Source organism: Winslowiella toletana (assembly GCF_032164335.1).
Taxonomy (GTDB): Bacteria; Pseudomonadota; Gammaproteobacteria; order Enterobacterales; family Enterobacteriaceae; genus Erwinia; species Erwinia toletana_A.
In genome coordinates this window covers 1805147-1817418 of the sequence record NZ_CP134152.1, presented here as the reverse complement: position 1 = coordinate 1817418, position 12272 = coordinate 1805147, and the positions used below count along the sequence as shown (strand labels likewise).

Here is a 12272-nt window from a genome sequence, read left to right as displayed (position 1 = left end):
GTCCCTGACCCCATATCAGAGTCAGGGCATGTTTCTGAGGAGGTCACGATGATTGCCAGTAAATTTGGTATCGGTCAGCAGGTCCGGCATACGATGCTGGGCTTTCTGGGTGTGATAGTGGATGTCGATGCAGAATACTCATTAGATGAACCGGATGTCGAAGCAGCAGCTGAAAATGAACAGCTGCGTGCAGCACCCTGGTATCATGTGGTGATGGAAGATGATGACGGCGAAACGGTACATACCTATCTTGCAGAGTCGCATTTATGTTGGGAAATGCAAGGCGAACATCCGGAACATCCCTCGCTGGATGAACTGGCGGCGTCTCTCCGCTTAAGGCTGAAGACTCCTCATCTGCGCCATTAATATAGCCCCGCTCACGCGGGGTTTTTATTATGCCCTCTCCAGGCCCAATCGTGGTATTTCAATTCTCGGGCAACGATCCATCACCACCCGCAGCCCCGCTTCACCCGCCAGCACCGCCGCCTGCTCGTTAATGACGCCAATTTGTAACCACAGAGTTTTGGCACCAATGGCAATCGCTTCCTGCGCAACGCCCCACGCTGCTTCTGCATTACGGAACACATCGACCATATCGATCGGATGAGGAATATCCCCCAGAGAACCGTACACCTGCTGGCCAAGTAACGTCTGGCCCGCCAGTTTCGGGCTGACAGGAATCACCTGATAGCCCTGAGATAACAAGTAGGCCATCACTTCATAGCTCGGACGAGCCGGATTGTCGCTGGCGCCCACCAGCGCAATGCTTTTCGTGGTGGTCAGTATTTCAGCAATAGTTTGATCGTTCATACCCTACTCCTTATGCGATGAATGCAAACATTTTAGGTTATTTGTGGTCGGAAGAAGAGATCCACATGGCAGGATGCGGTTTTAGGATTAATAGCACGAATAAATATGTTTAAATGTTAATATGCTGCCATAATGTAAGAATTTGATACATTCATCGCGTTTTTTGCGGCCCTCTTGTGCTCTGGAGTAAAGATGAAACTGCGTCTGGTGCTGTCAGGTTTAATAGCCCTGCTGGTTGTTGCATCCTGCAATGCAACCACGCTGAAGCTGGCACCCGAAATTGACCTGCTGGTATTGGATGGACGTAAAATCTCCGGTTCACTGCTTAAAGGTGCTGAAGGGTTAGAACTGGAACGTGGCGAACACCAGTTCCTGTTCCGCGTGCAAAAAACGCTGGATAAAGATCGTCATCATAGCGCCAGAGAGTACGTTTCAGTTCCGCTGATCGTCAGCTTTAACGCGCAGGCAAAATCCGTGACTATTCGGCTGCCTGCACTGCAAACGCTGCACGACAGGCGGCGTTTCGATAAAAACGCTGACTTCCAACTGGTCGATGAACAGGGCCATGAGATTGCCAGCCGGCGCGATCGCCTGCTTACCACCGGTAACAGCGATCTTGAACAGGCGATGATTACCTATAATCGCAATGGCCAGGTGGCTTCGGTTCCGCGTTTTGCCCAGCCGCAAGCAACCACCAGCATTACACAGTTTATGCCTGCCGATCTGGCGGTTAACGACACCGCGACGCAGCGCCTGCTTAATCTGTGGTTTCATCAGGTTGACTCTGCCACCCGACAACGTCTGGTTCTGTGGATGAATGCATTACGGGCAAGTTGATGTTTTACCTGCAGCAGCGTTAAACTTCCTGACGCTGACAAGAAAACTCTACGCCCTCATTTTCATCACTCGACGCCAAACCAGGATGTATTAATGGAGCAAACCAGTCGTACTCTTCCCGAATTTAAACATATCGCTTTAGTTGCACACGACCATTGTAAATCGTCGCTACTGCAGTGGGTCAGCACCCATAAAGCGGTATTAGGTAACCACACGCTTTACGCCACTGGTACCACCGGCAATCTTATTCAGCGCGAGACTGGCCTGGATGTTAACGCCATGCTGAGTGGCCCGATGGGCGGCGATCAGCAGGTTGGCGCATTAATTTCGGAAGGGAAAATTGATTTGCTGATTTTCTTCTGGGACCCGCTGAATGCCGTACCACACGATCCCGATGTGAAGGCGCTACTGCGCCTTGCCACCGTCTGGAACATTCCGGTTGCGACCAACCGCTCGACCGCTGATTTTATTATCCATTCACCGCTGTTTTCACAGCCGGTGGAGATCCTGATCCCGGATTATCAACGCTATCTGCAACAGCGCTTACAGTAATTCTCAGCGGCCAGTATTCGCTGGCCGTTCAGGGCTTGCGTAAGAGTGGAACGCCCAGCCGCTTAAACTGCTCGACAAAATCAGAGGGTTGCTGACGGTCGTATAGCATCCATACCTGCTGCTTTGCCCGGGTAATCGCCACATAGGCCAGCCGCCGCTCTTCTGCGTCCGGAAAATCCTCCGGCTGTGGTAATAACCCCTGCTCCATCACCGATTCACGCGCCGCCGCCGGAAAACCATCTTTACCCTGCTGTAGCCCAAGAATAATAACAAAATCAGCCTGTTGTCCCTTACTGGCATGAATGGTCATAAAGTCCAGTTTTAGCTTCGGCCAGCGGGTTTTCGCCTTTTCCAGCATCTCAGGTCGCAAATGGTGATAACGCGCCAACAGCAGCACCCGCTCCTCTGGTTTAGCGTAACCGCTGATCTTATTCAGTAACGCTTCCAGCTGATCGTCCGGCAACAAAGAGATCGATTTTTTATTCCCCTTGCTGAGACTGTTTAAAGGCTTTTGCAGCTGATGCGGATTTTCCTGCACAAACCGATTGGCAATTTCACCAATTCGGTCGTTAAAGCGGTAGGTCGTGTCCAGCACGCAGCGATCGCCCTCACCAAAATGGTGATGGAAGGCGGTGGTCAGCGTCATTTCCGCGCCGCTAAATCGATAAATGGCCTGCCAGTCGTCGCCGACGGCAAACAGCGAGGTTTGCTTATTCTGCTTGCGCAACGCCACCAGCAGCGCGGCTCGCTGCGGAGAGATATCCTGGAATTCATCAACCAGAATGTGCTTCCACGGGCTGATAAAACGCCCTTTCTCCAGAATATTCACCGCCTGATGAATCAGGCCGGAGAAGTCCACCGCGCCCTCTTCTTTCAGCGCACTCTTCCACGCTTTTAGCAGCGGTGCCATTAACTTAACGCGCTTGCCGAACAGCTCACGCACCTCTTCTGGTGCCGACGCTATCATTGCTGCCTGCGCGCCGCCGTGCATCCGCATTAATCCCAGCCAGCGCTCCAGTCGACTGGCCAGCCGCTGTGCGAGCCGTTCATTTTTCCAGAACGCCTCTTTTTCAATATCCCACTCCAGCTCATCACAGAGCCATTGCCGCCAGCCATTTGCATAGGCTTTTTTCTCGCTGCACTGCTGACGCCAGGTATCAATCAGTAATTTGCGTCGGTAATTGCTGTCCGACTCCAGTTTACTGATTGCCGGTGATTTATTGCTGCCCTGCTGGATAATATGCAGCGCCAGCGCGTGGAAAGTGCGCGCCTGAATATCGTCAACCTCCAGCCGCGACTGAATACGTTGGTTCATCTCATCCGCGGCCTGACGACCAAAGGCCAGCAGCAGGATTTGCTGCGGTGTCGCCTGCTTACGCATTAGCAACCATCCGGCACGCGCTACCAGCACCGAGGTTTTGCCACTGCCGGCACCGGCCAGCACCAGCAGAGCATCCTCACCGTTAACCACCGCGCGCGCCTGGGAATCATTCAGCGGCGAGCTCTCAACGCTGTCAAAGAAACCGGCATACTGTTTCAGCATGCGGCGGGTCCAGTCAGCGTTGCGTTTTGCCAGCTGTTGTTCGCCATGCTGCAACCACTGCAGACAATACTGATAAAGCTCGCGGCAGTTAATAAATTCGTTCAGCCGTTCAACCGGCAATGGCAGCGCAGCAAAAGCTTTCTCAATGCTCTGACGCCGTTCGCCAAGCTCATTGCGTTTAAGCCACTTATCCTGCTGTTCAAAACGTTGCAGCGAATCAACCACTTCCTGCAACACCTGCGCGCTGACCTCGCTCATTTCAGCGCTCCAGCTCTGCCAGGCTTTATTCAGATAGTGATAAAAGCGCTGCGTTTCCTGCCATTCAGTGCCGTGCAGGCGCACCACCTGATTTTCCGGCAGGCTAAATTCCAGCTCTCCCCACACCAGACCGCGCTTGCACTGTATCGCAAGCAACTGATTAAAAGGGATCAGATATTCATGCTTTTCACCGCTGACTTCGACGCCTGCTGCCAGCAGCCGCACCCGATTGTAAGGATGTTGCGCCAGGTGTTTACCCAGCGACGTAGATTTAAGTTCCATTCAGATTGACCATGTCGCGGTTTTCGTGTCTGTTACGCAGTTTAACTGGCAGGAGTTTACCGCTCCACCGTTAAAACACGTTACAATCAGCCAATTATCTGATTGTGAACCCGCGCACTGTTTAAGGGCTGACTATTTATGCGTACCGTACTCAATATACTCAACTTTGTTTTAGGTGGTTTTTTTACCACGTTGTCCTGGCTGACCGCGACAGTGGTGAGCATCATTTTTATTTTCACCCTGCCGCTAACCCGCTCCTGCTGGGAAATCACTAAACTGTCGCTGTTGCCTTATGGCAATGAAGCGGTACATGTGGATACGCTGAATCCCGATAAAAAAAACGCGCTGATGAATTCAGGCGGCACGCTGTTAAATATCCTGTGGTTTATCTTTTTCGGCTGGTGGCTGTGCCTGTGCCATATCTCGGTGGGGATTATCCAGTGTATTACCCTTATCGGCATTCCGGTGGGCATCGCAAACTTCAAAATTGCGGCTATCGCTTTGTGGCCGGTGGGTCGCCGTGTCGTGCCGGTTGAAGTGGCGCAGGCAGCGCGGGAAGCCAATGCCCGTCGTCGTTTTAACTAAGCAGGTAGCGTGTGATTCCAGCCCTTAAGCCACGCCTGCGCCGCTACGCCCTGAGCAGTGCATGGCTGTATAACCTTCGTATTTTGCTGGCGCTGACCGGTGCAGCCGCGGTGCCATGGTGGTTAGATCAAATCATCTGGACGATTCCACTGACGCTTGGCGTGGTGGCTGCGGCTTTGGCCGATCTCGACGACCGTTTGAGCGGGCGCTTACGAAATCTGTTGATAACGCTGGTCTGCTTCTGCATTGCCTCGGTATCGGTCGAACTGCTGTTTCCTCACCCCTGGCTGTTTATTATCGGGCTGGCGCTGTCGGCCTGCGGCTTTATCCTGCTGGGGGCGCTGGGTCAACGCTATGCGACCATCGCCTTCGGTGCGCTGCTGATCGCTATCTATACCATGCTGGGAATTGGCCTGTTCCCTCAGTGGTATCAGCAGCCGATGCTGCTGTTGGTTGGGGCGGTCTGGTACAATCTGCTAACGCTGACCGGACATCTGCTGTTTCCCATCCGGCCGCTGCAGGAAAACCTGGCGCGCAGCTTCAGCCAGCTGGCACATTATCTTGAAGCCAAGGCAAACCTGTTTGATCCTGATATTGAAGAGAACGACGATGCGCCGCTGATTGAAGTGGCGATGGCCAACAGTCAGCTGGTGGCGGTGCTTAATCAGACCAAAAGTTCGATTCAGACGCGTTTGCGTGGCGATCGAGGCCAGCGCAGCACCCGCCGCACGCTGCATTACTATTTTGTTGCGCAGGATATTCACGAGCGCGCCAGCTCTTCACACGTGCAATATCATCAGTTACGTAAAGAGTATCGCTACAGCGAGATCCTGTTTCGTTTTCAGCGGCTGCTGAACATGCAGGCAAAGGCATGCCAGCAACTGGCGCATTCTATTCTGATGCGTGAATCCTATCAGCATAATAGCCGTTTCGAATCCGCTTTTGTTCATCTGCAAGCCGCGCTGGATCGGCTGCGCGCCGCTCAACCGGAATCCGGCACCACTAAAGCGATGCACTATCTGCTGCATAACTTAAAGGCCATCGATGCACAGCTGGCGACGATTGAGTCAGAGCAGGCACTGGAGCTGGCTCACGCCACGCATGATAATAATCTGTCGAGTGAAGGACTAACCGGCTGGAGCGATATTCGCCTGCGTATCAGCCGCCATCTGACGCCTGAATCGGCGTTGTTTCGGCATGCGGTCAGAATGTCGCTGGTGCTTTGTGTTGGCTATGCCTTTATCCAGATAACCGGGCTGCAGCATGGTTACTGGATACTGTTAACCAGTCTGTTTGTCTGCCAGCCTAACTACAACGCCACCCGACGACGCCTGGCATTACGTATATTTGGTACGCTGGCCGGGATTGCCGTCGGCCTGCCAATGCTGTGGCTGGTTCCTTCAACAGACGGACAGCTGATGCTGATAGTGCTGACCGGCGTGCTGTTTTTTGCCTTTCGTAATATCCGTTATGCCCATGCCACACTGTTTATCACCCTGCTGGTGCTGCTGTGCTTTAACCTGCTCGGTGAAGGCTTTGAAGTGGCGGTACCCCGCATTGTCGATACCTTACTCGGTTGTGGTATTGCCTGGCTGGCGGTGAGCTATATGTGGCCTGACTGGAAATTTCGTCGTTTACCCGCGGTAACCGATCGCACTCTGAATGCCAACTGCCGCTATCTCGACGCGATTTTAGTGCAGTATCATCAGGGCAAAGATAATCGCCTTGATTACCGTATTGCACGCCGTGACGCACATAACAGTGATGCTGAACTGGCCTCCGTGGTCTCCAATATGTCAACGGAGTCGAACCGCAATCCGGCACTGCTGGAGGCGGCATTTCGCCTGCTCTATCTCAATCACTCGTTTCTCAGCTATATTTCTGCACTGGGCGCGCATCGGGAAAAAATTACCCGTTCCGCTATGCTGCAGCTGCTGGATGATGCCGTCTGCTATGCAGAAGGCGTAATGCAGGTCGATACGGTTGACGAGCAGCAGGCCAGAGAGATGCTGGAGAATCTGAGCAAAAGAATGGCAGAAATTAAGCCTGCGCCTGAAACCAAAGAGCCACTGGTTCTACAACAACTGGGTTTACTGGTGGCTCTTTTACCGGAGATCGCTGCATTGAAAAAGCAGATCTCTCACTCGCTCTAGCCTTACTTTTCAGCCTGAGAACAAAGACTCAGGCAATCGAACCAGTCACGAAGCTCTTGCGTGACGGCATCAGACAGCGCTGCCTGATGCCGTCCTGATATTGCCCCCTCCAGCGCGAACAAAATACTTAAACCGATATTTTTATGCGCCGCTTTCAGTTTTAACCAGCACTGCTTCGATCCCTCTGCCCGCAGGCTTTGCACCGAGCAAATGCCCACTTCACGCAGCATCATCTCCAGCCGTAGCCCCATATTCGGCAGATCTTTTACCCGTGGATTAGCCATCTTATCGAGACATTGTTGCTGTGCCCGCCTCAGAGACCATCGTGAAAGTGCCAACAGCGTTTCGGGTTGTTCCCACATCGCATCATCGACGCGAAAATAGTTCAGTGCCACTGGCATTCCACGCTTCTGAAACACCAGCGGCGGCATACGGCCTGCTCCGATATAGGGCTGTATCTGCTCACAAGCGCGCAGATACAGCTCCCCTTCCGCCACCACGGCGAAGACAATTTTCTCTACCGCGAGGCTGTATCCGCCGAATTGCGTACGCGTATCAATTTTGCCCAGTGAGGAAAGATAACGTTTGGACTGCTCAATCCTTTGTTTAGAGTTATTCATGCAAATCTCCTTTAGCATGCGGGTGAGAATGCAAAAAAACGTTCTTTTACATGAAATTAGAAAATATTCAATTCGCGTAACAGGTTCAATCATTAAATCCATTTGCATCTCGTTTTCATTTTAATCTGCGAGATGTTTTCAGAAATTGAGGTTGATCTTTATCCACAAGCTAGTTACTGTATATCCATACAGTAACACTGCGAGCGAACAAAATATGCGTACTCATCTGCTGAAAACTCAATCTGCTAATGCTGTGATTCATCCTTCCCGTCACACGCCCTCTGTGCCGTCGGTTTCAGGTGGATGTATCAGTGAACTGACTTACAGTGAAGATCAACCAGGCATGACGCAAATGCTGTTATTACCGCTGCTTCAGCAGCTGGGAACGCAATCTCGCTGGCAGTTGTGGCTGACGCCGCCACAAAAATTAAGCCGTCGCTGGTTGCTGCAGTCGGGTTTACCACTGGATAAAGTGATGCAGATTCCACAGGCCGGACAAATCAGCACCGTAGACGCGATGATTAAAGCGTTGCAGACGGGAAATTACAGCGTTGTGTTGGGGTGGTTACCGGAAGATATCGACAGCGACGATCGTCGTCGGCTGGATGAAGCAGCAGCAATTGGCCAGGCTTTGGGTCTGATTATGCGACCTCAGTTTTGCGTTTCGTCCTCCGCCAGACCAGAAAGTGGGCTAAAAATTCACTCTACTTTGTATCATTAAGTAAAAATAAGATTTATCCCAGGATTTTTTTACAATTACTTCTTCATAACACACTGATTCTGCTCTGGCGCGGCTGCGCAAAGGTTTAGCCGCAAAAAGTTCCCAGATTTAATGCATAAAATAGCCCTTAAAATGTTAAATTTTATGTATGAAACACTGTTTTTTTACTGCGCGCCATCACATCCTACTTGTAAGTTTGCTGGTACGTTGTAGACTTTATCTCGCCAGGGTGCTCAATAACCTCCGTTTTTCGGTAGAGTAATAATCGAGCTTGATAACCCGGCGAAGGATTAAACCAAGGGCTTAATTTAAAGCTCATTGCCTATTTGGATGATAACGAGGCGCAAAAATGAAAAAGACAGCTATCGCAATTGCAGTGGCACTGGCTGGCTTCGCTACCGTAGCGCAGGCCGCTCCGAAAGATGACACCTGGTACACCGGTGCTAAACTGGGCTGGTCTCAGTACCACGACAAAGGTTACTACGGTAACGGTTATGTAGATAACGATGGTCCATCTCATGAAAACCAGCTTGGCGCTGGTGCATTCGTGGGTTATCAGGCTAATCCATATCTGGGCTTCGAGCTGGGCTATGACTGGCTGGGCCGCATGCCTAACAAAGGCGACAAAGTAAACGGCGCTTTCAAGGCTCAGGGCGTTCAGCTGGCAGCTAAGTTAAGCTACCCAATTGCTGACGATCTGGACATCTACACCCGTCTGGGTGGTATGGTTTGGCGTGCTGATTCTACTCAGAACAACAACGGCGTTCGCATCAGCGATCACGACACCGGCGTTTCCCCGCTGGCAGCTGTTGGTGTTGAGTATGCGCTGACCAAAAACTGGGCTACCCGTCTGGACTACCAGTGGGTTAACAACATCGGTGACGCAAGCACCGTTGGCGCGCGTCCAGACAACTCCATGCTGAGCGTGGGTGTTTCTTACCGTTTCGGTCAGGACGATGTTGCTGCACCAGCACCAGCACCAGCTCCAGCACCAGCTCCGGTTGTAGAAACCAAGCGTTTCACCCTGAAGTCTGACGTTCTGTTCACCTTCAACAAATCTACTCTGAAGCCAGAAGGTCAGCAGGCTCTGGATCAGCTGTACACCCAGCTGAGCTCTATGGATCCTAAAGACGGTTCCGTACTGGTTCTGGGTTACACCGACCGCATCGGTTCTGAGCAGTACAACCAGAAGCTGTCTGAGAAACGTGCTCAGTCCGTGGTTGATTACCTGGTCTCTAAAGGTATCCCGGCTGACAAAATCTCTGCACGTGGCGAGGGTAAATCTAACCCAGTTACTGGCAACACCTGTGACAGCGTGAAAGGCCGTAATGCCCTGATCGACTGCCTGGCGCCAGACCGTCGTGTAGAAATCGAAGTTAAAGGCATCAAAGACGTTGTAACTCAGCCACAGGCTTAAGTTATCTTCGTGATTAAAAACCCCGCCAAGGCGGGGTTTTTTATTTTCTGTCGAAGCTGAAAAAAATGAGGCTTACTCTTCCGGTTTACCCAGCATATCTTTCAGTCCCTGCTTCAATGAGGTCATCTGATCGGCGTATTTCTCTTTACGCTCGGCATCTTCGATCAGCTGAACAATGGTTTCTGACAGCGTGCAGTGACGCCGCTGTGCCAGTCCCGCCAACCGCTGCCAGACCAGATATTCCAGATCGATCGACTTTTTACGGGTATGTTGATGCTCGGCATTAAAGTGGCGTTTGCGTCGCGCACGGATCGTCTGCTTCATACGATTATCCAGCGCCGGATTGATATGTAACTCAATCCACTTCAGTACTTCCACCGGCCGGTTTTCCATCGCCAGTAACGCGTCCACCGCTTCTTGCGCCGCGCTAATTTCGATATAACGCGTGATCAACTCCCCCTCCCGGTGTTTCTTTACCAGGTAAGTCCATTTCCATCCGCTTTCAAGGTTTTCGAGTTGCTGATATTTCATCGGGATCTCATCGTGACCACGTAACAAGTTAAGAATAACAGCTTTTTTCCGCATTGCGGCAGAGAAAACCATACGATTGAACAGGGTGAGGTTTCTCGCAGGGGCAAAATGCATCTCTTCTGTGCTTAACCGGCTGAAATCTTGTATAATCGCGCTTTTCCTCAATTCAGATAAAATCGATAACTTTGACCAGTAACCGACTAGAATGGCGCGCCCTACAGCCCGATACAGACAGCTACCAGCCTCTTTTTTCCCAGGCATTTGATGACGATACTGACAGCCTGTCTGCGGTACAGCCTCGTCTAATCAATGCGTTAGGTTTACTGCAGCAGTCTTCGGCAGCCTTCCCGTTGATGCTGGTGAAATGTGCGGAAAATCCAGACTACTTACCGTTACTGACCTCGGCATTGCAAAGCCTGACGGATGACGAGCAGCAGGTTTTCGGTGGCGTGTATCAGGTCAATGAACAAAAGATCAGCTGGCAGGCCGCCCGCATTGCGGACGACCGCTTTGCCACCTGTGGCGAAATCAGCTATGCCGACTGGATTGAGCCAGAACAGCTCTTCGGTTGCGTACGCATTCATCATAACAGCATTACGTTAGAGCCAGGACTGCTACACCGCGTTAACGGCGGCACGCTGGTGCTGTCGCTGCGCAGCCTGCTGGCTCAACCGCTAATGTGGCTACGGCTGAAGCAAATTATTACGCGTCAGCGCTTTGACTGGTTATCACCTGATGACACTCGTCCACTGCCGGTCTCCATTCCTTCCATGCCAATGCAGTTCAGGCTGGTACTGAGTGGCGAGCGCGACGCGCTGGCTGACTTTCAGGAAATGGAGCCAGAACTGGCGTCGCTGTGCATCTACAGTGAGTTTGAAGAAAACTTGCAGATTGCTGATGAAGGCGATCTCAGCCTGTGGTGCCAGTGGACCAGCCAGCTGGCCAGACAGTTAGCGCTTCCCGCTATCAATGCTGATTTCTGGCCGGTTTTACTGCGCGAAGCGGCACGTTACACTGGCGACCAGGAAAACGTACCGCTTTGTCCGGCATGGCTTGGCCGCCAGCTGCGTGAAGCGGCATTATACAGCGAGCAACCGCTGCTGACCGGTGAAAGCCTGATCGCCGCCCTCAGCGCCCGTGAATGGCGCGAAAATTATCTCTCTGAGCGCGTGCGTGATGAAATCTTACTGGATCAGATTCTGATTGAAACCGAAGGCGAAGCCATCGGTCAGATTAACGGACTGTCAGTCATCGAGTTTCCCGGCCATCCGCGTCCCTTTGGTGAACCTTCCCGTATCAGCTGTGTCGTACATCCAGGCGACGGCGAATTCACTGATGTTGAGCGTAAAGCTGAATTAGGCGGTAATATTCATGCGAAAGGCATGATGATAATGCAAGCCTATCTGATTGCCGAAATGCAGCTCGATCAGCCACTGCCGTTCTCAGCATCACTGGTGTTTGAGCAGTCTTACTCGGAAGTCGATGGCGACAGCGCATCGCTGGCTGAACTGTGTGCTTTGGTCAGTGCTCTGGCTGTCCAGCCAATAAATCAGCAGATTGCCGTCACCGGTTCCGTTGATCAGTTCGGCAATGTGCAGCCGGTAGGCGGGCTGAATGAAAAGATCGAAGGCTTCTTTGAGGTCTGTCGTCAGCGTAATCTTAACGGTAAACAGGGCGTGATTATTCCCGTCAGTAACATACGTCATCTGAGTTTGCAGCAGGATGTGGTTGATGCGGTACGTGATGGCCAGTTCCATATATGGGCGGTCAACAGTGCTGATGAAGCATTATCTCTGCTGACCGGCGTAGAATGGGATAAAGAAAATGCCCCTTGTCTGCTACGCTCAATTCAGGAGCGTATTGCACAAATTAACCAGCAGGATGCTCGCCAGCGTCCCTGGCCGCTGCGTTGGCTTAACTGGTTTAACCACAGCTGATCGGACTTGTTCAGCTTACACCTGTT

The 12272-nt window shown here is 51.9% G+C and carries 12 protein-coding genes; 8 read left to right on the top strand and 4 right to left on the bottom strand.

Features of this window, described 5'->3' with window-relative positions; all coding sequences use genetic code 11:
* Positions 1-48: 48 nt before the first annotated feature.
* Positions 49-366, top strand: coding sequence for a heat shock protein HspQ (hspQ, locus tag RIN69_RS08505; protein WP_313856814.1), 318 nt, complete (start codon positions 49-51; stop codon positions 364-366).
* Between the two features lie 27 nt (positions 367-393).
* Here hspQ and RIN69_RS08500 read toward each other — a convergent pair whose 3' ends face one another.
* A complete protein-coding gene (locus tag RIN69_RS08500) occupies positions 394-810 on the bottom strand; it encodes a CoA-binding protein (RefSeq protein ID WP_313856812.1) in 417 nt (138 codons plus the stop codon).
* 192 nt (positions 811-1002) lie between these two features.
* Between RIN69_RS08500 and RIN69_RS08495 the strand changes: the two genes are divergently transcribed.
* Complete coding sequence (locus tag RIN69_RS08495; RefSeq protein ID WP_313856810.1) at positions 1003-1647, top strand: DUF2057 family protein; 645 nt, start codon at positions 1003-1005, stop codon at positions 1645-1647.
* Positions 1648-1740: 93 nt separating this feature from the next.
* On the top strand, positions 1741-2199 hold the full coding sequence (gene mgsA / locus RIN69_RS08490) for a methylglyoxal synthase (RefSeq protein WP_313856809.1): 459 nt from the start codon (positions 1741-1743) through the stop codon (positions 2197-2199).
* 28 nt (positions 2200-2227) lie between these two features.
* Here the strand turns inward: mgsA and helD are convergent, their stop codons facing one another.
* Positions 2228-4282 carry a DNA helicase IV gene (gene helD, locus RIN69_RS08485; RefSeq protein ID WP_313856808.1) on the bottom strand — a complete coding sequence of 685 codons (2055 nt, stop codon included), beginning with the start codon at positions 4280-4282 and terminating at the stop codon, positions 2228-2230.
* A 138-nt stretch (positions 4283-4420) separates the two neighbouring features.
* Between helD and RIN69_RS08480 the strand changes: the two genes are divergently transcribed.
* Both RIN69_RS08480 and yccS read left to right on the top strand, forming a co-directional pair.
* Complete coding sequence (locus RIN69_RS08480) at positions 4421-4867, top strand: YccF domain-containing protein (RefSeq protein WP_313856807.1); 447 nt, start codon at positions 4421-4423, stop codon at positions 4865-4867.
* Between the two features lie 14 nt (positions 4868-4881).
* Entirely contained in the window at positions 4882-7020 is a 2139-nt protein-coding gene (yccS, locus tag RIN69_RS08475; protein ID WP_313857656.1) for a YccS family putative transporter, read from the top strand.
* A gap of 2 nt (positions 7021-7022) precedes the next feature.
* Here the strand turns inward: yccS and RIN69_RS08470 are convergent, their stop codons facing one another.
* On the bottom strand, positions 7023-7640 hold the full coding sequence (locus tag RIN69_RS08470; RefSeq protein ID WP_313856806.1) for a TfoX/Sxy family DNA transformation protein: 618 nt from the start codon (positions 7638-7640) through the stop codon (positions 7023-7025).
* Between the two features lie 214 nt (positions 7641-7854).
* On the opposite strand from RIN69_RS08470, the gene sulA reads away from it, so the two are divergent.
* Together sulA and ompA are read left to right on the top strand one after the other, a co-directional pair.
* Positions 7855-8361, top strand: a complete 507-nt coding sequence (gene sulA, locus RIN69_RS08465; protein WP_313856805.1) for an SOS-induced cell division inhibitor SulA — start codon at positions 7855-7857, stop codon at positions 8359-8361.
* Between the two features lie 349 nt (positions 8362-8710).
* On the top strand, positions 8711-9778 hold the full coding sequence (gene ompA / locus RIN69_RS08460; RefSeq protein ID WP_313856803.1) for a porin OmpA: 1068 nt from the start codon (positions 8711-8713) through the stop codon (positions 9776-9778).
* A gap of 72 nt (positions 9779-9850) precedes the next feature.
* Here the strand turns inward: ompA and matP are convergent, their stop codons facing one another.
* Positions 9851-10309 carry a macrodomain Ter protein MatP gene (gene matP / locus RIN69_RS08455; protein WP_313857653.1) on the bottom strand — a complete coding sequence of 153 codons (459 nt, stop codon included), beginning with the start codon at positions 10307-10309 and terminating at the stop codon, positions 9851-9853.
* Between the two features lie 185 nt (positions 10310-10494).
* On the opposite strand from matP, the gene RIN69_RS08450 reads away from it, so the two are divergent.
* Positions 10495-12246 (top strand): Lon protease family protein, encoded by a 1752-nt coding sequence (locus tag RIN69_RS08450; protein ID WP_313856801.1) that lies wholly within the window; start codon positions 10495-10497, stop codon positions 12244-12246.
* Positions 12247-12272 lie beyond the last annotated feature (26 nt).

Excerpts from the sequence above, each read along its gene's own strand:
- hspQ (WP_313856814.1), top strand. The coding sequence starts at position 49 with ATGATTGCCAGTAAATTTGGTATCGGTCAGCAGGTCCGGCATACGATG.
- RIN69_RS08500 (WP_313856812.1), bottom strand. The coding sequence starts at position 810 with ATGAACGATCAAACTATTGCTGAAATACTGACCACCACGAAAAGCATT.
- RIN69_RS08495 (WP_313856810.1), top strand. The coding sequence starts at position 1,003 with ATGAAACTGCGTCTGGTGCTGTCAGGTTTAATAGCCCTGCTGGTTGTT.
- mgsA (WP_313856809.1), top strand. The coding sequence starts at position 1,741 with ATGGAGCAAACCAGTCGTACTCTTCCCGAATTTAAACATATCGCTTTA.
- helD (WP_313856808.1), bottom strand. The coding sequence starts at position 4,282 with ATGGAACTTAAATCTACGTCGCTGGGTAAACACCTGGCGCAACATCCT.
- RIN69_RS08480 (WP_313856807.1), top strand. The coding sequence starts at position 4,421 with ATGCGTACCGTACTCAATATACTCAACTTTGTTTTAGGTGGTTTTTTT.
- RIN69_RS08470 (WP_313856806.1), bottom strand. The coding sequence starts at position 7,640 with ATGAATAACTCTAAACAAAGGATTGAGCAGTCCAAACGTTATCTTTCC.
- sulA (WP_313856805.1), top strand. The coding sequence starts at position 7,855 with ATGCGTACTCATCTGCTGAAAACTCAATCTGCTAATGCTGTGATTCAT.
- ompA (WP_313856803.1), top strand. The coding sequence starts at position 8,711 with ATGAAAAAGACAGCTATCGCAATTGCAGTGGCACTGGCTGGCTTCGCT.
- matP (WP_313857653.1), bottom strand. The coding sequence starts at position 10,309 with ATGAAATATCAGCAACTCGAAAACCTTGAAAGCGGATGGAAATGGACT.